Here is a 23,285-nt window from a genome sequence, read left to right as displayed (position 1 = left end):
GTTACAACATTAACTTATTGGGCAGATGCCTGACTGCAATTCTGCCCATCAGGGGCAAGCAGCGTGCCCCGGATGGGTAAGCAGGTTGCCCCAGTTGGGCAAGCACCGTGCCCAATTTTTACCCAAATCGGTTATTAGGGCTAGCTTGATTATTCTGTTTTCAGCAATAGTGCATTTTTTTCTTTTTGTGAGTGGTGCCGATTATCGTTTGTAGATGGATTCATCTATGGGCAACCTGTATAAAAATACGTGAAGCGGAAAACCCTCGGCCATGCCATTCCGCTTGTTGTAACATTACACCAGTCCAAAGTCCGATTGCAGCGATAAATGTATGCGATAGACTATGGAAACTGGAATTTCATATATAATGCATATATATGAAAAATAGCGTATTTCTGTTGATATCGGTCAATATTTTGCGTATTCAAAGGTGTAAATTGTAACCAAAGGATTGCAAACGTTTACGTAGTTTTTGGGTATAAAACTTATAGATTATTTGTTTTAAATCAATTCTTGTGATACCTTTGCATCAACAAACACTGATTTTCAGAATTACATGCTACATTAATACTAACAGCTAAGACATTCAAAAATGATGAAAAAGGGCTTCGACGTGGTGTCGAGGCCCTTTTTGAGTAGTACGCCCGGCATGAGTATTGTTCTGAAATCTTAAAACATGCAAGCCTCGGTGACTTTTTGGGGGTAAGCAATTTCTATTCTTTGTCTTTTTTCCTTGTATTCCTTATCCGTGGTATAAAAATGTTATGAATGATGTTGTTTTCGTAACAAAATTTCGTATTATGAAATAAATAACTGTCATTATATTTGCGTGTTTTAAAATGTTGTTTTACTTTTGCAACCGCAAACACGAATACACTTGTATATTGCTATTGATTGTTGTAATTTTCAAACAAAGTGTTAGAGAGGATTGAGAAAAAGCCGTGTTGGCTTGTAAATAAAAGAAATAGATCCTTCGGGTAGAAAGTTGTTTAAAGGTATCAACCAAACATTTTAATATGGACGCAAAACAAGGATTGTATGCCTCAGCCTACGAGCACGATGCGTGCGGCGTGGGTATGGTGGTAAACATACATGGAGGCAAAAGTCATGAGTTGGTGGATAATGCTCTGCGCGTGTTGGAGAACATGCAACACCGTGGTGCCGAAACTCGTGACAAAACAGGTGACGGTGCTGGCATTATGGTGCAGATTCCTCACGAGTTTATTCTGCTGCAAGGCATTCTCAGAAGCATTGCTCAGAAAACATTTCGGCACGGAGATAAGCACCATCGGAGGTATCAGACTGAAGGATATCGCAAGAGAATACACAGAGCTCAACCAGGCAGCTTTCTTCCCCTCTCCTGTAGTGAAGGCAGAAGAGAAGTATTTCCTACCCAACAACGGCCTTTTCAGTTATAGAAAAGACGGCATAGAGCATGCCTGGAACCCCGAGACTATCACCAAGCTGCAGCTCGCCACACGCTTGGGCAGCTATAAGCAGTTCAAGGAGTGGGCGGCAATCGTCGACACCCATTCCGCCACGGGAGATGCCGAAAAGGGCGAGCGCCCCATCTTCCTCCGCAATCTGCTCACCTTCAAGAAGGCAGCCACGCCGACACCGCTCGACGAGGTGGAACCGGTGGAGAGCATCGTTCGCCACTTCGTCACAGGAGCCATGTCGTTCGGGGCGCTCAGCATCGAGGCACACGAGGCACTTGCCCTGGCAATGAACCGTCTCGGTTCACGAAGCAATACGGGAGAGGGCGGTGAGGACAACGCCCGCTACCACACCGAGGTAGACGGCGTGTCGCTCAGCAGCAAGACCAAGCAGATTGCTTCAGGCCGTTTCGGCGTTACAGCCGAATATCTTGTCAATGCCGAAGAACTTCAGATCAAGGTGGCGCAGGGCGCAAAGCCTGGTGAAGGCGGACAGTTGCCCGGCTTTAAGGTGAACAAGATCATTGCCAAGACACGTAATGCCATTCCTGGAATCACGCTCATCTCGCCACCGCCACATCACGACATTTATTCAATCGAAGACCTTGCCCAGTTGATTTTCGACCTCAAGAATATCAATCCCACCGCCGCAGTCAGCGTGAAGCTTGTTGCCGAGAGCGGTGTGGGCACCATTGCCGCCGGTGTGGCAAAGGCAAAGGCAGACCTCATCGTCATCTCAGGAGCTGAGGGCGGCACGGGTGCAAGTCCGGTATCGTCGATGCGCTTTGCCGGTATCTCGCCGGAAATCGGACTTGCCGAGGCACAGCAGACACTGGTGCTCAACGGTCTGCGCGACCAGGTTCGCCTGCAGACAGACGGCCAGCTCAAGACAGCACGCGATGTAATCATCATGGCAATGCTTGGCGCCGACGAATTCTCTTTCGGCACCCTGCCGCTCATCGTGCTCGGCTGTCTGATGATGCGCAAGTGCAACACCAATACATGTCCTGTAGGTGTGGCAACGCAAGACGAGACCCTGCGTGCCAAGTTCCGCGGACGTGCCGAATACGTGGTCAACTTCTTCACATTCCTTGCCCAGCAGACGCGCGAGTATCTGTCAGAACTCGGCGTAAGACATCTTAAGGACATCATCGGCCGCACAGACATGATAGAGGTCATTCCGCAGGACAAGTCGTCAAAGTTGGGAACCATCGACTTCAGCCGGCTGCTCCACCGTCCCGACACGGACAAGGCACTCCATTGGGACCGTAGCGAATTCACAAAGGTCAGCGGCGTGAAGGATGAAGATATCATCAGTGCCTGTGAGAAGGCGATAGAGAACAAGGAGGAGGTGAATCTTGACTACGCCATAAAGAATACCGACCGTGCAGTCACCACAATGCTCTCTGGTGTCATAGCCAAGCGTTATGGCGAGGAGGGACTGCCCGATTCCACCATCAACATTAAGTTCAAGGGATCGGCAGGCCAGAGCTTCGGAGCCTTTGCCGTCAGTGGCATCAACGTCAGACTGGAAGGCGAGGCAAACGACTATTTTGCGAAGGGACTCTCCGGCGGACGCATCAGCATTCTGCCCCCATCACGTTCGAGCGCCGGCTTCGTGGCTGAAGACAATATCATTGCCGGCAACACTGGACTCTACGGAGCGACAGGTGGCGAGCTGTATGTCAACGGCCGTGTGGGCGAGCGTTTCGGCGTGCGCAATTCAGGAGCCACAGCCGTCATCGAAGGTGCCGGCGACCATTGCTGTGAGTATATGACCGGTGGCCGCATCGTGGTGCTTGGTCAGATAGGCCGCAATTTCGCCGCCGGTATGAGTGGAGGTCTGGCTTACGTTTGGGACCGTGAACATACTTTTGATTATTTCTGCAATATGGATCAGGTGGAGATATCGCTCGTCGAGGAAAGTTCGGCACGCAAGGAGCTCCACGAACTCATCCGCCAGCATTACCTCTACACGGGTTCTGCCCTGGCACGCCGCATGTTGGACGACTGGAACCGCTATGTGGAGGACTTCATCCTTGTCACTCCAATCGAATACAAGCGGGTGCTGCAGGAGGAGAAGATGCGCCAGCTGGAAGAGAAGATCGCCAATATGCAATTAATAAATAACTAAGGAAGATATGGGAAAACTAAAAGCTTTCATGGAAGTGCCCAGGCTTGAAGCCGGGTATCGTCCTTTACACGAAAGAATACATGACTTTGGCGAGGTGGAGCAGACTCTCAACTCGCGTGACCGCATGGCTCAGGCAAGCCGCTGCATGGACTGCGGTGTGCCGTTCTGCCATTGGGCTTGTCCGTTGGGCAACAAGGATTCTGAATGGAACGACGCTCTCTGCAATGGCGACTGGGAACTGGCTTATCGTCTGCTCAATGCCACAAACGACTTTCCTGAATTCACCGGACGCATCTGTCCGGCGCTCTGCGAAAAGGCTTGCGTGCTCAATCTTACAGACCACGCCCCGGTAACCAACCGTGAGAACGAGGCTGCCATAACAGAGACGGCATGGCATGAGGACTATATCAAACCGATGACCTTCCCACGCAACGGCAAGAGTGTAGCGGTGATAGGTGCCGGTCCTTCGGGCCTTGTGGCTGCCAATCGCCTTAACCGCATGGGCTACGGCGTGACCGTGTTCGACAAGAACGAAGCGGCAGGAGGTCTGCTGCGTTACGGCATTCCCAACTTCAAGCTCTCAAAGAACATCATTGACCGTAGGCTCGACATCCTCATCGAGGAAGGCATACGGTTCGTATACAATACAGTGGTGGAAGCCTCTTCATTGCCCGAAGGCTTTGACGCCTACGTCCTTGCAACAGGAACACCCGAGGCACGTGACCTCAAGAACGTGCCCGGTCGCGAACTCAAAGGTGTACACCTCGCCTTGGAACTGCTCTCGCAGCAGAACCGCGTCCTATCTGGAGCAGAGTACTCCAAGGACGAGCGTGTCACCTGCAAGGGCAAGGACGTGCTCGTCATCGGCGGCGGCGACACCGGTTCCGACTGCATAGGCACCGCCCATCGCCAGGGATGCAAGAGCGTCACACAGATAGAAATCATGCCACGCCCCGTGGAGGGTCCCGACGACCCGAAGAATCCATGGCCGAACTATCCGCGCGTGCTCAAGACCACGTCGAGCCACGAGGAGGGATGTACGCGTCGCTGGAACATCAACACGCTGGAGTTCATAGGCAAGAACGGAAAGCTGTGTGGCGTCCGTGTGCAGCCCATCGACTGGCAGCCGAATCCAGAGGGAGGCCGTCCGTTGATGGTTGAGGCTGGCGACCCCGAGGTGATAAAGTGTGAGGCGTGCTTCCTCGCAATGGGATTCCTCAAGCCTCAGCACCCTGACTATCCCGATAACGTATTCGTCTGCGGCGATGCCTTGAACGGAGCCTCGCTCGTGGTAAGGGCTATGGCAAGCGGCCGCGATGCGGCGCACAAGGTGGACAGCTACCTGCAGTCAGTTTGAGAGAACAAGAAATTTTTGTAGCTTTATTTCCCCAAAAGAGAAAGATATATGTGCGGAATTGTAGCAATATTCAACGTAAAAGAACAGACGCCGGAGCTGCGCACCAAGGCTCTCGGCATGAGTAAGAAGATACGCCACCGTGGTCCAGACTGGAGCGGCATACATTGTTCGGGCAGTGCCATACTGGCGCATGAGCGTCTGAGCATCGTCGATCCCGAGAGTGGAGGTCAGCCTCTGTTCTCGCCGGATGGCAAACAGGTGCTGGCCGTCAACGGCGAGATATATAACCATAAGGAGATCAGGGCAAGATATCAGGGGCGTTATGATTTTCAGACAGGTAGCGACTGTGAGGTGATCCTTGCGCTTTACCGCGACAAGGGAATTGACTTTCTTGAAGACCTGAACGGTATTTTCGCCTTTGCCCTTTATGACGAGGAGCAGGATGCCTTCCTCATAGCCCGCGACCATATCGGAGTCATTCCTCTTTATATAGGATATAACGCCGACGGAAAAGTTTTCGTGGCAAGTGAGCTGAAGGCTCTTGAAGGCGAGTGCGACCGCTATGAACCGTTCCTGCCCGGCCACTATTATTGGAGCAAGGATCCCGGAATGAAGCCTTGGTATAAGCGCGACTGGATGGAATACGACAATGTGAAGGACAATCCCGCCAGCAGCGATGCCATACGCGATAGTCTTTGTGCGGCAGTGAAACGCCAGATGATGAGCGACGTGCCGTATGGAGTGCTGCTTTCGGGCGGTCTTGACAGTAGCGTCATCAGTGCCATCACCGAGAGCTACGCCGAACGCCGTATCGAGACAGACAGCCAGAGCAGGGCTTGGTGGCCCCGTCTCCATTCGTTTGCCGTGGGACTCAAGGGAGCGCCCGACTTGGCGAAGGCGCGTCAGGTGGCTGACTATATCGGCACGGTGCATCACGAAATCAACTATACTATTCAGGAGGGATTGGATGCCCTTCGTGACGTTATCTATTTCATCGAGACCTACGATATAACCACAGTGCGTGCCTCCGTGCCAATGTATCTGCTGGCGCGCGTGATAAAGTCGATGGGCATCAAGATGGTGCTGTCGGGTGAGGGAGCCGACGAGATTTTCGGTGGCTACCTATATTTCCACAAGGCGCCTTCGGCAGAGGAATTCCATAAGGAGACCGTACGCAAACTTTCCAAACTGCATCAGTATGACTGCCTGCGTGCCAACAAGAGTCTTTCGGCATGGGGCGTGGAAGGACGAGTGCCGTTCCTCGACAAGGAATTCCTTGACGTGGCGATGCGCACCAATCCCAAGGCAAAGATGTGCAGCATTCTCCCCGGCTCCGACCCGAAGGCGTCTATGGAGAAGCGCATCGTGCGTGAGGCATTCGAGGATATGCTGCCCGAAGAGGTGGCATGGCGACAGAAGGAGCAGTTCAGCGACGGTGTGGGATATTCGTGGATAGACACTCTGAAGAAGATCACCTCTGAAGCCGTGACCGACGAGCAGATGGCACATGCTGCCGAACGTTTCCCGATAAACACGCCTCTCTGCAAGGAGGAATACTATTATCGTTCCATCTTCGAGGAGCATTTCCCCAGCGAGAGCGCAGCCCGCAGCGTTCCCCACGAGGCAAGTGTAGCTTGTTCCACAGCTGTGGCTTTGGAGTGGGACGAAGCGTGGAAGAACATGAACGACCCAAGCGGACGTGCCGTTTCCGGCGTACACGAAAACGCTTTGGCGTGATAATAACATAGCTTCTATTTATAAAAGCAGCCGTTTTGCAACGTCAAGAGAACTTACTCTTGCATTGCAAAACGGCTGTTTCTTATGATTGTCTGATGCATAACCCCAAATCAGTCATTCACTCATATATAACGGCAATCACTCCTGCATACGAGAACTATAGGAGACAGTCGCGCAATCATGCCGAATTCAAAATGTTATATTTTTCAGCCGATGATGACGGAGTTCGGGAAATAATGTATATCTTTGCCTGTATGTTTCGCTCATAGAGAGACGACACGATTTTGAAGCAATGTAAACTTAAAACAGAATGAAAACGATAAACACGAGAAAGACTATACGAAAGTATTCCGACAAGCCCGTAAGCGACGAACTCCTCAACAGGCTCCTGGCTGAGGCAATGCGTACCCAGACGATGGGAAACCTGCAGCTCTACAGCGTGGTGGTGACACGTTCGGCAGAGATGAAAGAGAAGCTCGCGCCGGCGCATTTCTGTCAGCCGATGGTTACGCAGGCGCCGGTGGTGCTCACCATCTGTGCTGATTTCAACCGTACCACACGATGGGCAGAAAACCGCAAGGCGACGCCGGGATACGACAATCTGCTCTCGTTTCTGAATGCAGCCACCGACGCATTGCTGTATACCCAGACCTTCTGCAACCTCGCCGACGAGGAAGGACTCGGCTACTGCTTCCTCGGCACCACGGTGTATAACCCCAAACAGATAATCGACACGCTGAAGCTGCCGCGCCTCGTGATGCCCGTTGCCACGATAACGCTGGGATGGCCCGACGAGAATCCGCCGCTCACCGACAGACTGCCGCTGCAGAGCATCATCCATTCAGAGACCTACACCGACTACACCCCGCAGCTCATCGACGAGTATTATGCCGAGAAGGAGGCGCTTCCGGAAAACGAGGAGTTCGTGCGTGTCAACCACAAGGAGACCCTCGCACAGGTGTTCACCGACCTGCGCTACACCAAGAAAGACAACGAGGCAATGTCGGCAACGATGCTCGATGCCCTGCGCTCACAGGGATTCCTTGACTAAGGAGGAAGATCCTGACAGTAAGAAAACTAAAGAAACACAACAATAATCAAAACCTATGTTACGCCCCTCTGCCATAAGTCATTGGTAGACAAGCAGACCGTGCGCACAGTTTACTATCAAGACCTATGATAACATTTTTCATTAGCTTTGTAGCCCTTGTGCTGGGCTATCTCTTGTATGGAAAGTTCGTAAGCAAAGTGTTCGCTCCTGACGACAGAAAGACTCCCGCCGTGGTGATAAACGACGGCATCGACTATGTGCCGATGCCCAACTGGAAGATTTTCATGATCCAGTTTCTCAACATCGCCGGCACGGGACCGATCTTCGGTGCCATCATGGGAGCCAAGTTCGGTCCGGCGGCATACCTCTGGATTATCCTCGGCTGCATCTTTGCCGGTGCCACCCACGATTTCTTCAGCGGTATGCTCTCCATGCGTAACAACGGAGCCGACCTGCCCGCCCTCATCGGCAAATACCTCGGCAAGACTCCGCGCAACGTGATGCTCGTGTTCTGCGTGGTGCTCCTCATCATGGTGGGCACGGTGTTCGTGTATAGTCCGGCAGAAATCCTCGGCCATATCAGTGGCGGTTCGCTCCTATGGATAATAGTGATATTCGCATATTACGTGGTAGCAACGATGCTCCCCATCGACAAGATTATCGGCAAGATATACCCCATATTCTCCTTCTCCCTGCTCTTCATGGCAGTAGCCCTCATCGTGGTGCTCCTCATCAAGATGCCGGTGCTGCCGGAGCTGTGGGACGGCCTCGGCAATATGGCAAAGGAGCAAGACCCGTCGTTCACCGACAATATCTTCCCGTGTCTCTTCATAACCATCGCCTGCGGAGCTATCAGTGGCTTCCATGCCACACAGAGTCCGCTCATGGCGCGCTGCCTGAAGAGCGAGAAGATGGGACGACCCATCTTCTATGGTTCAATGATTACCGAAGGACTCGTGGCTCTCGTGTGGGCTACGGTGGCAATGTGGTTCTTCTACGATTCGCCGACGCCAGGCTATGAGCAGCTCGCAGCGGCAAAAGGCTTCCACACGTCAGCGCCGATGGTGGTTACTACCGTATGCCAGGACTGGCTCGGAATACTCGGTGGCGTGCTTGCCATCCTCGGAGTGGTGGCAGCCCCGATAACGAGCGGCGACACCGCTTTCCGTTCCGCCAGACTCATCGTGGCGTCAGCCTTGAAGCTCAACCAGAAGCCGAAGATGAACCGCCTGTATGTCTGCCTGCCCATCTTCGTTGTCTCCATCGCCCTGCTCGCATGGCAGAGTTCCAATCCTGACGGCTTCAACGTGATATGGCAGTATTTCGGATGGTCAAACCAGACACTCTCGGTGTTCACACTGTGGGCAATCACCGTGTATCTCGTGCGTAAGAACAAGCCATACGTCATAACCCTCCTTCCAGCTCTGTTCATGACAGGCGTCTGCTCCACATATCTCTTCATATCCAAGCAGGCATTCGGACTGCAGGAAGACCTGGCATATTACCTCGGCATCCTCACCGTCATCATCGCAATGGTGTGGTTTGTGGTATGGATAAGGAAATACGGCGAGAAGGAGAGAGAGATAGGCGAGACCTCCACGGACTGATGACGGCTAATCCTGCAGCATTATGAAAAACCGCCGCAGCGTGTTCCTGCGCATTGCGGTGCCATTCCTCTCAGGAGTAGTGATGGCGTCGCTCGTCCATCTGTCAGTGCAGCCCCTCGGCTGGGGGCTTGTGGCGGTGGTCATGGGCTTGGTGTCACTCCTGCTATTCAATAGCGGCAGGTCATCATCCTGCTTTGCATGCCTGTTCGCATTCGTTGGCGGAGCATTTGTGACGACTCTCAACCGGGAGTATGCCACAGGTGCTCCGCCTGCTGATTATATGAAATACGACGCCGTGGTGATGAGCACTCCGCAAAGACACGGCAAGGTGGTCGGCTTCGATGCCCTCGTGGTGGATGTGGCAGACCGCCGCGTTTCTCCTTTTATGGCGAAGGTCAGCATTGCCGGTCTCGACACATGCCGCCTCGGCATTGGCAGCGGCATAGAGGCATTGTCGGTTTTCACGGTGCCCGGGCTGAGAAAAGATTCTAAGATTCCCGTACAGAGAAAAGCTGCCAGGGCGCCAGAACGGCGATTCGACTATTCCCGTTATCTCCAGACCCAGGGCTTCAGGGCGCAGACCTTCGTTTATGCCTCCGACATGAAGTTGAAGCAGATCTCCGCCACTTCCATTCCCGTTTGGCATCGGTTGCGGCTGCATCTGCTTGCTTTCCGTCAGCGCCTGCTCGCGCAGTTCAGCAGAGGCGATGTGTCGGGTGCCAGTCTCGCCGTGATTTCAGCCCTCACCCTTGGCGACAAGAGGATGATAGACCGCCATGTGCGCACGTTGTATAGCGTGTCGGGAGCGTCGCATGTGCTGGCGCTTTCCGGTCTGCATATAGCCATCATATATACTCTGCTGATGCTTCTGCTCGATGGCAGACGACTGTTCCGTCTACGTATAGCGGCACGGCTTCTCGCCATTGCCACGGTGTGGTGGTATGTCATGATTGTCGGACTGCCCGTCTCTGCGGTCAGGTCGGCGCTGATGCTGTCGGTATGTAGCGTAGTGGCGGTGGCAAACAGGGAGAGTCTCTCTCTCGACCACCTTGCGCTGGCGGCATTCGTAGTGGTGGCGGTGAGTCCGATGAGTGTTTTCGATGTAGGGTTCCAGATGTCGTTCATAGCCGTAGCCTCTATATTGCTTTTTGTTCCGCAGATGGAACGCCTCCTGTTCCGGTCACCTATCTGGCAGCGCCAGCCCATGCGCTGGGTCAGTGGGATGGTTACGGTGTCGCTTGCCGCACAGTTGGGAGTGTCGCCCCTTACGGCATATTATTTCGGCAGGTTCTCCTGCTATTTCCTTCTCACCAATTTCATTGCCATCCCCATGGCGATGCTCCTGCTGTATGGTGCCCTGGCGATGTTTCTGCTGTCGTGGCAGCCGGTGGTGAGCGGTCTGCTGGCTTATGGACTCGGTTCGGCAGCCCAGTTCCTCAACGATGCCCTCGCCCTTATCGCCGGTCTGCCGATGGCGAGCATAGAGAATATCGCCATAAGCCCGTGGCAGGTAGTGGCGGTTTATGGCGTCGTCGTGCTGGTATGGCTCGGAATGCGTATGATTGGCGGCTATGGAGTGATGCGGCCCTTCGGGATGGGCAACGAACCATAAGGGATTTGAGGTAAGCCAAACAAAAAAAACACTCTTCTGAAAGGACAAAAACCAAACAATTCCCAATAACCGATTCGGGATAATTCCGGTGATAAAAATATATGCCGGCATTCCTGAAGACCTATTTGTGACAACGCTTTTATCGTCTTTAATTTCCCCCACAGCGTGGGGAACAGAACCCCCTAATGTGGGGTTTCATTCCCCACGCTGTGGGGGAAAATTAGAGGTAATGCTTGTCGTTGATGTTTTTGGGTGATTTCGATAGCTATTATTCCTATTTCAGATTATCCCAAAACGGTCATTAGGCCGTTTAATATGGTATTTCATAACTGCTTGCAGTCTTTTGCTTTTTATAAGGCGTCTTTTGCTTGTTTTTAATTCGCAATAGCTCGCTATTACTCATTAAAAGCCAAACAAAATCCACTCTTATAAAAACACAAAATCCAAGCAAGCCCTAATGACCGATTGGGGATTATGCGAGAAGACCGCAGAACTTGTCGAGCTTCTCCTTCAGATACCGTTTGAAACCCTCGTCGCCCAACACTTCGATGTCGTCGAACAGTCCGAGCACGAAGCGCCCGATGCCTATGTAGCTGCAGACGTCGAGCGAGAGCAGCCATGTTCCGTTTTCCTCTTGCGTCATGTTGTGTAGGGTGCGCGGAAATTCTTCAGCCATCAGGTCGTGAGACAGTTGTCCGAGACGCATCTCCACCCTTGTGGTCTCTTCAGAACTGAACATGAAGGCATCGGTGAACATCTGCTTGTGTCTGTCTTTGAATGCCCAGTTGTCGGACAGTGCCTCCACATCGTCCATGCGCACTATCTTGAACGTCTTGTTCAGTCCGGAGTCCGGTTCGAAACATCTCACCTCCCTGTTGCTGTCCATGAGCATGAACGGCTCCACGAGTCTGTCCCTCCTCGTCTTGCTGTGAGGCGACGAATATCCGCGTATCACCACCTGGTTCTCGTGTTTTATCGCGTCGTGCAATACGCTGATGATATGGGAGTCCTTGTCGCTGAGAGAGTCCTTTGCCAGTATTCCGAGGTCATAAAACCGCTCCATCTTCTTTTTCAGCGTCTCCACGATAGCGTTCTTCTTCTTCACCTTGTTGAGCAGGCGGCTGATGACGATAGCCTCCTCTTCGGTGAAGGAAATCTTCTCTATCAGTCTGCCGAAAAACGGCGACGACCTGTCGATGGAGTAGCAGTTGCCGTATTTCTCCACTTTGAATCCGGCATCGCGGAAGAATTCGATGTAATAATACAGGTTGCGTTTCGATGTCTCCATCTTCCGGCATAGCTGTTCTACGGAGTAGCTTCTGTTTTCAGAAAGCAGCAGAAGCAGTTGGAGTTCCTTTTCGAGTTTGTCGTGTCTCATGGGCAGATGGAGTTTGTGGGTGTTATGCTGATGATTTTATGAATGTTGTCAAACGACCTTGCGAAGTTACTAAGAATAATCGACATTCACGGTGTTTGAGGCAAAATAAAATCGGCACAACGTATCACACGTCATGCCGATTATGATGATGTTCTGACTATTTACTGTCGTCAGTTCAGCCTATGGCTTATTTCGTAGCCTTTACAGACTTGCCGTCCTGCTTGATTACGAATACCGACTTGTCGGCTGGCATTTTGTCAATCTGCTTGCCGTCGATAGTGAAGATAGCCTTGTTGCCATTCACCTCTATCATTGTAGCACCCTTGATGCCGTCGGTGCCTTTGAGAGTCTTCACCTGTACAGGATCAGACTTCAGACTCTCTACTCCGTTGCATATTCCGGAAACGGTCAGAGTGTAGTAAGCGTTGGAATCAAGCGCACCGAATGTCATGTCATTATATTCAGTCTCCTTGCCATTAACCCCAGGGAAGTCTCTCTGCTGCTTGCCGCTCACCTCTACGTCGTCGATGTAGAGAATACCAGATGAACGACGGTTGTACTGCAGTTTCACAGCCGTAGTAGGATCAACCTCGATGTTGTATACCTCGCCGTTGCCCGATGTCAGTGTTATCTCGTCAGCCAGTTTCCACTCTTCACCGTTCTCGATATATACCTCGAGTTTTGAGCCCTTGCCAGGCTGCTGTGCTCTCATCCAGAACTTCACGTTGGTGATGTTTGCACCGCTGTTTGTCATGACGAGATACTGGCTCTTCTGGGTGAATCGCAGTGACGGACTTGCCACACCGTAGAAACCATCATTTGTGCCGAGGAGGTTTGTAGATGAAAGCCATCCCTCCGGCATGCCGGAGATTTCATTGGTGAAGTCGTATGAGGTAGTGATGGTCTCACCGTCGTAGAAGTTTCTCATCAGGTAGAGCTTGTAGCCCTGAGCGTCGGCAAGAGCGTCCCAAGAGGCAGTGAACGACACTGGTGACAGATCGCTTATCTTCACGTTTTTCACCTGAGTCTTATCGAATGGCAGTGAGTTCGTGGCAGTTTTCGTGATGGTAGGCTTCTTCTTGAAAGTGCCGATGCTGCTTGATACGCAGATTGCATACTCAGTGTCATAATCAAGGTCGTCGAACTCGAAGTTTGTTGCCGTGATCTTCAGGTTGTTGTATGCAGGTATGTCGATGAGTATCTCGTTGCCGTCGTTGTCTGTGCTCACCTTCTTGAGGCTTACCACGTATTCCGTAGCCTTGTCGGCAGCCTGCCAAGAACACTCGATGCTCTTGTATGTCACCCTGTCGATGTTCACTTCTGCCACGGCAGCAAGACCCTGGTCAGAACCCTTGATGATGAACTCCACGTTGTTGCCGTTTCTCTTTATCTTGTCGAGATAGATGGCAGAGGTGCTGCTCCAGTCCTTGAAGTCGTGCGAGCTGACGTTGCCCGAACCTGGGAATGGCACTGTCTCCTGCTCGTAGTAGTCGTTAGACTGCACGTTGCCAGCCTCCACGATGTCTATGCGCTGATGGTTAGGTAGGGAGTTCACCTTGTTGTTCACCCATGCTTCATAATTGTAGTCGATATGCCATACGAGCATTCCCTCGCCTTGCAGGAATCTGTCCCAGCTTGTTCTTCTTCTGTTCTCGAGGATGAAATACTCGTTTGGTTTGCCGTCCACGTTCACCTTGTATGCCATGTAGTCATCGGCGAGCGGTTTCAGCACGTTCACGCCCTCTGCCGTGTTGTCGAGCTCTGTCAGCTTCATCCATCCCAGCTCGGCGCATTCGAATGCCGAGTAGAGAGGAGGTGTGTGGCAGCTGTTGTTGTAAGAACCCGATGCCATGGTGTCCCAGTATCCCGGAGTGTATGTGGCGTAGGAGTTGGCGGTGTCGTAGTGGTCCATGAATCCGAGCACGTGTCCGAACTCATGCACGAACGTTCCGATTCCGGTAGGATATTTTCTGTTGCTGCCGTCTATTTCGTTACTGCAGGTGTAGCTTCCGATGCCGGTGCCGTCTTTTGTCTTCATGTATGTTCCCCACTGTCTCAGGTCGAAGGCGTGAGGCCATATCACGTTTGAATAGCCGGAGTCGTTGGAACCGAATCCGGCGTAGTAGAAGTAGATATTGTCTACATATCCGTCGCCGTCGTGGTCATACTGCGCGAAGTTCACTGCTCCCTCTTGGTCGAGCTTCTTCACTACAGTCTGCAGGATTGTTCCGGCATTATTCTGTCCTGACTGCATACCGTCGCCGAAGTCATACTGTGAGTAGTCTATCTTCACCGGTCCGTATACATCGAACGTAGGCTTGAACTGTCCCTGTGAACTTGCTATGAAGAAGTCTCTTGCACTTCCGCTGGCACCGTTTTCGTATGTGAAGCCCTCCTTGTTCAGCATGTCGGTGTAATACTGTTTCGGATCGGACACAGTAGAGAACGAACGGTCGTTGAACTCCACGAGGATAACGATGGAGTGTTGGTCGCCGAAGTGAGGGAAGTCGTTCATGAGCACTTTCTGCGGCTTGCCTCCCACCTTCTTGATGCCTTTGGCGATGGTGGCCGAGTTTTCGCTCAGTGCTATCTTTGCCACCTCAGTCTTGTCGATGGTGTTGAGCAGAGCCATTGCCTTGGGGTCGCGCATGCTTGCGTCGGTAGCTACGATATTGCTGCTCACCAGTTTCTGTCCGGAGATGATGGCATACTCGTAGTTGCTTGTCTGCTTGTTGAAGATCAGCGGGAATCCGTCTTCTGTCGTTGTGTAGTGTCCCCACTCGTCGCCTCTGAGTCTGATGCTTATCTCCGTGCCGTCGGCCTGTTTCACCTTTATCACGCCAGGATAAGCCGGTATTGCCGTAGCCGTCTGCGAGAGGCATGCTGACAGAAGCAGGGCTGCAAATAGTTTTTTGAATTTCATTACTGTGAGTATTAAGTTGTTTTCGTTATTTTGTCGTCTTTACTGTCTTGCCGTTGCTTTTCTTAATCACGATGCCCTCGGCGTTGCGCTCGTTGTTGATGCGTCTGCCGCTGATGTCGAATATCAGTTCTGCGGCGTCGGCAGAAGCGTTTACGCTGTTGATGCCCGACACGTCGTCGGCTGTTGTCACGTAGTGCTTGTTGGAAGTGATTGTCTTCTCGCCGTTCTTCACTCCGTATACAGTGAGACAGTATGTTGTGGCCTTCTCCAGTCCGTCGAACGAGGCTTCAGCCTTTTCGCCAACGCTCTTCTCAGTGTATCTGTCCATCTTTGAACCGCTCTGCTTGTTGCCGCTGATGCTTACGTCGTCAATCACCACATAAGCAGTTCCTGTGCGATTGAACAATAGTCTCACCTTATCGGCAGCATTGAAGTTGAGCGAGAGGTTCTCCTTAGTCTTCTCCGATGCGTCGATGGTCTTCTCTGTGATCCATTGTCCGTTGCGCAGCGCCTGCACCTCCACTGTAGAGCCCTCAGAAGCAGAGCTTACGTAATACCAGAAATTCAGGTTGTTCACCTTTACTCCTTCAAGAGACATCGTGAGATAGTTTCCGTTTGCCGTCATCTTCAGAGATGGAGCAGTCTCGCCGAATGTACCCTTGCTGCTGCTGAAGTTCTTGCAGTTTGTTTCCCATCCTGCCGGCATTCCGTCCATTTTGTCGGTGAAGTCGTAGGCAGAAGTCACCTTCTCTCCGTCGTAGGTAACCTTTTCGAGGTTCACCACATAGTCCTGGGCACCGTCGATGGCATCCCATGAGGCGCTGAACGAAGTCATCGTCACGTCCTTCTCCATGATGTTCTTCACCTTCTCGTCAGTGAAGAATTTTTCTGTTGTCTTCACCTCCTTGGTGTCAGCATCTGTGATGTAAGAACCGTTGCAGCTTGCCAGGCTCACCTGATATGTAGTCTCCTTCTCAAGACCCTCTACAGAGACATTCTCTCCGGTCACGGTCTTGTCGGTGTAGTCCTCCAGGTCGGTCAGCGAGTTGTCCTCGTTCACCTTCTTCACGTTGAGCAGATAGTTCTCGGCTTTCTCTACCTTGTTCCACGACAGGTCGAAGCCGTTGTATCTCTCGTTGCTTGCCGTGAGCTCCGGTTTTGTGATTCCCGAGTCAGCTCCTTTGACATAGAACGACACCAGTCCGTTGACATCGCAGATCTTGTCGATGTCGAGCAGATGCACGGCATCCCACGACTTGAACGAGTATTCCGTCACATTGTCAGAACCCGGGAAAGGCACGCCCGTCTGATAGTATCCGGTGCCGGAGTATCTGCCGTTTGCCTCCACGATGTCCACGCGCTGATGCCTGCCGACGGTGTTCACCTTGTTGTCTTTCCATAGATTCTCGTCGTAGTCGATGTGCCATACGAGCATTCCCGAACCGGGCAGGTATGCGTCCCATCCCTTTTTCTGTCTGTTCTCCAGCAGATAGTATTCGTTCTCGTTGCCAGGCACCTGTATCATGTATGCCTTGTTGGATTCTCCAAGATAAGGCAGTTCGTTCAGGTTGCCGTTTCTTCTTGTTATCACCTCAGGCTTCAGCCATCCCAACTCGTAGCATTCGTATGAAGAATAGAGTGGGGGAGTGTTGCTGTTGTTGTTGTAAGAGCCGGAGCACATGGTGTCCCAGCTGCCGGGGGTGTAAGAAGAGTATACGCCGGTGGTGTCGTAGTGGTCCATGAATCCGAGGCAGTGTCCGAATTCATGCACGAAAGTTCCGATACCGGTGGTGAAGCCGTTGCTCAGTCCGTCTTCCTCGTTGCTGCAGGTGTAGCTGTTGATGTTCACTCCGTCTTTGGTCTTCACCTCCATTCCCCATTCATTCATGGTGAAGGCGTGGGGCCAGATGGTGTTGGCGTCGTTGGAGTCGGCAGAACCCTTTCCGGCGTAGTAGATATAGATGTTGTCGACGTTTCCGTCGCCGTCGTGGTCATACTGCGAGAAGTCCACCTCGTCGTCGATAGCCTCCACTACAGCCTTCACGAATGTTCCCATGTTTATAGGAGTGTTGTATGTTCCGTCGCCGGCGTCATGCTGTCCGTAGTTTATCTTCACCGGACCGTATACATCGAATGTTGGCTTGAACTGTCCGTGAGAGCTTGCTATGAAGAAGTCTCTGGCACTGCCGGTAGCACCGTTGATGGCGGTGAATCCCTCTTTGTTCATCGCTTCGTCGTAGTATTCCTTTGGGTTCTTCATTGTGGAGAACGACTTGTCGTTGAACTCCATCAGGATGACTATAGAGTGCTGCTCTCCGAAATGGGGGAAGTTGTTCATGAGCGCCTTTTTGGGTCTCTGCACCACCTTCTTTACTGCAGTCTGCTGACCTACACGCTTCTGCAGGCTCATTTTCATTGCCAGCTGCTGCGCTGTCTCCTTGTTTATGGATTTGAGTAGTTCCGTGGCCTGTGGCGAACGTCGCTCAGAGTTCGTTGCCACGATGCCGCTGCTCTTCAGCTTTCCGCTGACGATGGTGGCATACTCATAGTTATTGGTTGCTTCATTGTAGATCAAAGGGTATCCGTCCACTGTCGTAGTGTAGTGTCCATGCTCGCTGCCGTGCAGACGGATAGAAATCTCCGTACCGTCGGCCTGCTTTGCCTTAATCACCCCAGGGTAAGCTTTCACGGCGAATCCGTTCTGCGCTGAGCAGAACAACAGTACCGCCAATGCAAGGGTATTGTGTAATTTCATTTTTCAGAAGTAATGATTTAAATAATTATTGCTACAAATAAAGAAACGATACCAGAGCCCGGCTTTCTGTGTTCTTCAAACAGGACATGAAAGACTGACGGAGACAAATGCTCCATGCTCTTTTGCATTGAGCAAAGATAGGTTAAATTCTTTGACTTGCAAAAAAATAAATACGTATTTAAATTATTATTAACACAAAGCCTGTAAATGTAGTTAAAATCAGTGTGTTAGATTGTTAAGGCAGGTGTTGTCGGGGCGTTATCTTACAAGTTTTTTACATAAAATAAGCTTCGGCTAGGCAAAACATTCAAGCGAGCTTGATGATTTTGCACTCGCCTTGCATTATTTTTTGCAGGATAGCGTAAAAGTGAATAACTTTGCAAGCCTATATGGTCAATTGAAAAAACAATGATAAAAAATATCCTTCTCGTGGCATTTGGCGGAGCCGTGGGTTCCGTGTTGCGCTATCTCGTTTCTAAATGGCTTCAAGAAGCATCGTCTGTGGCATTTCCCGTTGGCACGCTGGTCGTCAACGTGGTAGGCTGCCTCCTTATCGGACTCATCTATGGCGCATCTGACCGTTGGGGCATCAGCGGCGACATGCGGCTGCTGCTCACCGTAGGCTTCTGCGGCGGTTTCACCACCTTCAGCACATTCATGAACGAGAGCCTCTCGCTCATGCGTGCCGACAATCTGCTGTCCCTTGCTCTCTATGCCTCGCTCAGCGTAGGACTTGGATTGGTTGCCGTTTGGGCGGGCAGCAGGATATAACAAAACCCCCAAACGCCATGATTGACGTTTGGGGGTAAACTTACTGATGACTATTTGGAATTAAACTTACTGATGCTGATTTGTGGATGAACGTCCTAATAGCCGTTTGGGACTACTTTCTGATGACCGTTTGCTGTCCACTCGCTATGCAGCCAGAATCCCTTGTCCTCCATGCTCCAGCCGTGCCACCTGGCGCCGGAAGAAAATATAGTAGAGCACTCCAGCCACGGTGAGTCCCACGGGGAAGGCTCCCCATATTCCCATTATTCCGTATCCCATGTGTATGCCCAAGAGCCAGCTGCAAGGCAGCGACACTAACACGAAGGCAACGAAGGCGATGTAGACCATCGGCTGCACGTGGCCCGTGCCTCTCAGCGCATTGGCATAGCAGCATTGCATGCCGTCGCCAAACTGATACACTATCATTATCAGCGTGACATGGGCGCAGATTTCGGCTATCGTGGCGTCGTTGGCAAAGATGAATCCCGTTTCGTGGCGCAACAAGAACACCGGTATGCTCACCACGCATCCTATCATGCAGATGATGTGGAATCCGGCAGCCGTGACGCGTCGCAGTTCCGTGATGTCGTTCTGTCCCACGTAGAAGCTCACTCTCACCGACACAGCAGCGGCAATGCCGTAGTATATCATGAAGAACACCTGTGATACCGTGATCATCACCTGATGGGCAGCCAGTGCCGTGGTGCCGAGCCATCCCACCAACACTCCCGTCAGCGAGAACGCCGCCGACTCCATTCCCATTTGCAGCGACACGGGCCAGCTCTGCTTGCTCACCTGACGGAACGCTTCGCCGCTGAGACGCGCCTCTCTGAACGAACGGCTATATACCTTATATCTCTTTGAAATCATGAATATCGCGAATGCCACCACGAACATCATCACTCTGCTGAGCATAGTGCTGAGTCCGGCTCCGAGCAGTCCCAGTTCAGGCAGCGGGCCGGGACCGTAGATGAGCAGGTAGTTGCCCACGATGTTGGCAACGTTGCCCGCCAGCAGGATATACATCGACATCTTGGTGTTGCCGATGGCGTCGTAGAACTGTTTGAACGAATTGAACCAGCAGACGAAAGGCACCGAAATCATGTTCACCATCAGATACGGTCTGACGAGCGGCAGCAGTTCCACAGGCTGCCCCAGCTTGTCAACGTTCAGATACACCGCCGTGAGCACACCGAGCAGAATGATGGAAGTGAGAGTGCCGGCAGCCAGTCCGTTTTTCATCACCGAACCAATCTTCTCCCTCTCGCCCCTTCCGAAGAGCTGACCCACCATTGGCGTCAGTCCGTAGCTGAATCCCAGTGCCAGCACGAGGATAATCGCCATTATCGTGTTTACGAAACTCGCAGCCGCCAGTTCCATCACACTATGGTGTCCCACCATCAGCGTGTCGGCAAATCCGAGGATTATGGTGCCCACCTGTCCCACGACGATAGGTATTCCGAGCGACAGCAACATACGGTAGTGGTAAGAATATTTGTTCTTCTGTTGAATGTTGATTTTTCTTTGTCCGGTTGTCATAAGTTTGGATTTAGGCTGCAAAGGTACTCTCTTTTCTCTGCATTCCAATATTATTTGTGCAAATACTTGGTACGGCGTCCGGATTTCAACTCATATCGGGCATTAGGGCTTGCTCGGATTTCTGCTATGCCGTTTCCCCTGCCGGCGGCAGGCTGGGCTGATGCCGGCGGCAGCTGATGGGACGGCAGACAGGCCTTTAGTGCGAAAAGCAGGGCAAAATTTGTTACTTTCCACAAAAAACCGTAATTTTGCCTTCGTTTTAAAACAAGATTATATTATACACATGACAAGAAGGCTACCACATGGCACCACTCACTTGAGGGATGCCAACGATGTGGTTTTGTCTTCAGCGCAAACACATGTGGAGAGTTAACTTGAGTATTATTGAATATGTCATCAATAGAAATAAGAAAAGTCAGCACGAAAGCAGACCTGAAGGCGTTCATCGACTTCCATTACGACCTGTATGAGGGCAGTCCGTACGACGCCCCCAACCTGTTCAGCGACGATATGAACACGCTGAGCAAAGACAAGAATGCAGCCTTTGAGTTCTGCGAGGCAGAATATTATATGGCGTTCGACAAGGCGACGGGAAAGATGGTGGGCCGCGTGGCTGCCATCATAAACCACAAGGCAAACAAGAAGTGGGAAAGAAACGACGTGCGCTTCGGATGGATAGACTTCGTCGACGACATCAACGTGTCGGGGGCGCTCCTCTCAGCCGTGGAGCAATACGGCAGGGAGAAGGGTATGACACACGTGGTGGGACCGCTCGGATTCACCGATATGGACCCCGAGGGAATGCTCACCATGGGATTCGACCAGCTCGGCACCATGGCGACGATATACAACTACGACTATTACCCCAAACACATGGAGAGGCTCGGCGGATTCGAGAAAGACAACGACTACGTGGAGTTCAAGCTCTTCGTGCCTAAGACCGTGCCGGAGAAATACGCCAAGGTGGCTTCTCTCATAGAGAAACGCTATAACCTGCACGTGAAGAAACTCACCAAACGGGAAATCTTCGAAGAGGGCTACGGCAGACGAATCTTCGAGATCATAAACGAGACCTTCGCCGGACTATATGGGTATTCGGAACTGACCGACAAGCAGATAGAACAATACATAGGTATGTATTTCCCGATGGCAGACCTCGACCTCATCACGCTGATAGAGGACTGGAACGCCGACAAGAAAATCGTGGGAGTGGGCATCACGCTGCCGTCGCTTGCCAAGGCACTGCAGAAATGCCGCAGAGGCAGACTCACACCGTTCGGATGGTGGCACATCCTCAGAGCCCTCAAGTTCGGACACACCAAGATAGTGGACCTGCTGCTCGTGGGCATACTGCCCGAATACCGTGCCAAGGGAGCCAACTCGCTCCTCTTTGCCGATCTCATCCCGAGATACGTGGAGCGCGGATATGAATGGGGAGAGACACATGTGGAGATGGAGGCAAACGACAAAGTGCAGAGCCAGTGGCAGTATCTCGACTGTGAAAACCACAAGAGGCGCCGCTGCTATATCAAGGAGATAAAGTAATGCCTGTAGCCCTGTTCCTTCCTCCAGAGGTAAGGTCAGGGATTGGGAAACCAACCCGTCAACCCGTAAAACATCAACCATGAGCGAAATCAATATAGAAAACCAAGAACAACAAGAACCACAAGAACCACAGGTGCAATACACCGATGAAAGCATCCGACACCTTTCCGACATGGAGCACATACGCACACGTCCCGGAATGTATATCGGAAGACTCGGTGACGGTTCACTGCCAGAAGACGGCATCTACGTGCTGCTCAAAGAGGTGGTGGACAACTCCATCGACGAGTTCCGCATGAACCAAGGCAAACGCATAGAGGTGGACATCGACGAACACCTCCGCGTAAGCGTGCGCGACTACGGACGAGGCATTCCGCAGGGGAAACTCGTAGAGGCGGTGAGCATGCTAAACACGGGAGGAAAATACGACTCAAAGGCGTTCAAGAAAAGCGTGGGACTCAACGGAGTGGGTATAAAGGCTGTAAACGCCCTGAGCCTGAACTTCGAGGTGAAATCGTATCGCGACGGCAAGGTGAGAGCCCTGACATTCGAGAGGGGAGAGCTGAAGACCGACGTCGCAGAGGATACTACCGACGAGAACGGAACATACATCTACTTCGAACCAGACGCCAAGCTCTTCAAGAACTACTCCTTCCACGACGACATCATAGAGACGATGCTCCGTAACTACACCTACCTGAACACGGGACTCGCCATAATGTATAACGGCAGACGGATACTGAGCCGCAACGGACTCAAAGACCTGCTCAACGACACGATGACCACAGACGGATTGTATCCCATCGTGCATCTCAAGGGCGAAGACATCGAAATCGCCTTCACACACACCGGACAGTATGGAGAGGAATACCACTCATTCGTAAACGGACAGCATACCACACAGGGCGGTACACACCAGAGCGCATTCAAGGAGCATCTGGCAAAGACGATAAAGGAGTTCTTCAACAAGAACTTTGAATATACCGACATCCGCAACGGACTCGTAGGAGCCATCGCCATCAATGTGGAGGAGCCGATGTTTGAGAGCCAGACCAAGATAAAGCTCGGTTCGCAGACCATGAGCCCCGACGGAGTGACCGTGAACAAATATGTGGGCGACTTCATAAAGACAGAAGTGGACAACTTCCTCCACCGCAATGCCGACGTGGCAGAGGTGATGCTCCAGAAGATACAGTCGAGCGAAAAGGAACGCAAGGCGATGGCCGGAGTGACAAAGCTGGCAAGGGAGAGGGCGAAGAAAGCCAACCTGCATAACAGGAAACTCCGCGACTGCCGCATACACTTCAGCGACGTGAAAGACGACCGCAAGGAGGAGAGCGCCATATTCATCACCGAGGGAGACTCGGCAAGCGGAAGTATCACGAAGAGCCGCGACGTGAACACACAGGCGGTGTTCTCGCTCAGAGGAAAACCTCTGAA

12 protein-coding genes and 2 pseudogenes are annotated in these 23,285 nt (G+C 51.9%); 10 read left to right on the top strand and 4 right to left on the bottom strand.

Going from position 1 to position 23,285, the window contains the following annotated elements:
- Positions 1–1,016 precede the first annotated feature (1,016 nt).
- From QVO99_RS11110 to QVO99_RS09910, 7 genes and pseudogenes are all read left to right on the top strand, one after another.
- Positions 1,017–1,169, top strand: a pseudogene (locus QVO99_RS11110) (hypothetical protein); the annotation flags it as partial.
- Positions 1,170–1,221: 52 nt separating this feature from the next.
- A pseudogene (locus QVO99_RS09935) lies at positions 1,222–3,570 on the top strand (glutamate synthase-related protein); the annotation flags it as partial.
- Between the two features lie 7 nt (positions 3,571–3,577).
- Positions 3,578–4,927, top strand: coding sequence for a glutamate synthase subunit beta (locus QVO99_RS09930; RefSeq protein ID WP_022317462.1), 1,350 nt, complete (start codon positions 3,578–3,580; stop codon positions 4,925–4,927).
- A gap of 48 nt (positions 4,928–4,975) precedes the next feature.
- Entirely contained in the window at positions 4,976–6,664 is a 1,689-nt protein-coding gene (gene asnB, locus QVO99_RS09925) for an asparagine synthase B (RefSeq protein ID WP_022317461.1), read from the top strand.
- Positions 6,665–6,974: 310 nt separating this feature from the next.
- On the top strand, positions 6,975–7,715 hold the full coding sequence (locus QVO99_RS09920; RefSeq protein ID WP_022317460.1) for a nitroreductase family protein: 741 nt from the start codon (positions 6,975–6,977) through the stop codon (positions 7,713–7,715).
- Positions 7,716–7,840: 125 nt separating this feature from the next.
- Positions 7,841–9,322, top strand: coding sequence for a carbon starvation CstA family protein (locus QVO99_RS09915; protein ID WP_022317459.1), 1,482 nt, complete (start codon positions 7,841–7,843; stop codon positions 9,320–9,322).
- A 22-nt stretch (positions 9,323–9,344) separates the two neighbouring features.
- The gene (locus QVO99_RS09910) at positions 9,345–10,934 is read left to right on the top strand and encodes a ComEC/Rec2 family competence protein (RefSeq protein ID WP_022317458.1); all 1,590 of its coding nucleotides are present in this window, start codon (positions 9,345–9,347) and stop codon (positions 10,932–10,934) included.
- Positions 10,935–11,406: 472 nt separating this feature from the next.
- Here the strand turns inward: QVO99_RS09910 and QVO99_RS09905 are convergent, their stop codons facing one another.
- The 3 genes from QVO99_RS09905 to QVO99_RS09895 form a co-directional block, all read right to left on the bottom strand.
- Positions 11,407–12,312, bottom strand: coding sequence for a helix-turn-helix transcriptional regulator (locus QVO99_RS09905; RefSeq protein WP_022317457.1), 906 nt, complete (start codon positions 12,310–12,312; stop codon positions 11,407–11,409).
- A 187-nt stretch (positions 12,313–12,499) separates the two neighbouring features.
- Complete coding sequence (locus QVO99_RS09900; RefSeq protein WP_022317456.1) at positions 12,500–15,235, bottom strand: M6 family metalloprotease domain-containing protein; 2,736 nt, start codon at positions 15,233–15,235, stop codon at positions 12,500–12,502.
- 25 nt (positions 15,236–15,260) lie between these two features.
- Positions 15,261–17,990 carry a M6 family metalloprotease domain-containing protein gene (locus QVO99_RS09895; protein ID WP_022317455.1) on the bottom strand — a complete coding sequence of 910 codons (2,730 nt, stop codon included), beginning with the start codon at positions 17,988–17,990 and terminating at the stop codon, positions 15,261–15,263.
- Positions 17,991–18,398: 408 nt separating this feature from the next.
- Here QVO99_RS09895 and crcB point away from each other — a divergent pair, with 408 nt between their 5' ends.
- Complete coding sequence (crcB, locus tag QVO99_RS09890) at positions 18,399–18,761, top strand: fluoride efflux transporter CrcB (RefSeq protein ID WP_022317454.1); 363 nt, start codon at positions 18,399–18,401, stop codon at positions 18,759–18,761.
- A gap of 144 nt (positions 18,762–18,905) precedes the next feature.
- On the opposite strand, the gene QVO99_RS09885 is transcribed toward crcB, so the two are convergent.
- A complete protein-coding gene (locus QVO99_RS09885; RefSeq protein ID WP_022317453.1) occupies positions 18,906–20,300 on the bottom strand; it encodes an MATE family efflux transporter in 1,395 nt (464 codons plus the stop codon).
- Between the two features lie 390 nt (positions 20,301–20,690).
- Between QVO99_RS09885 and QVO99_RS09880 the strand changes: the two genes are divergently transcribed.
- Together QVO99_RS09880 and QVO99_RS09875 are read left to right on the top strand one after the other, a co-directional pair.
- Positions 20,691–21,845, top strand: coding sequence for a hypothetical protein (locus QVO99_RS09880; protein WP_042518415.1), 1,155 nt, complete (start codon positions 20,691–20,693; stop codon positions 21,843–21,845).
- 79 nt (positions 21,846–21,924) lie between these two features.
- Positions 21,925–23,285 (top strand): ATP-binding protein (locus QVO99_RS09875; RefSeq protein WP_288177159.1); only part of this gene is annotated, 1,361 nt, incomplete at its 3' end.

It is taken from the genome of Prevotella sp. CAG:592 (assembly GCF_000436015.1).
Lineage (GTDB): Bacteria > Bacteroidota > Bacteroidia > Bacteroidales > Bacteroidaceae > Prevotella > Prevotella pectinovora.
Note: the sequence above shows the minus strand (reverse complement) of the source record. Positions and strands in the feature narration are given on the sequence as shown.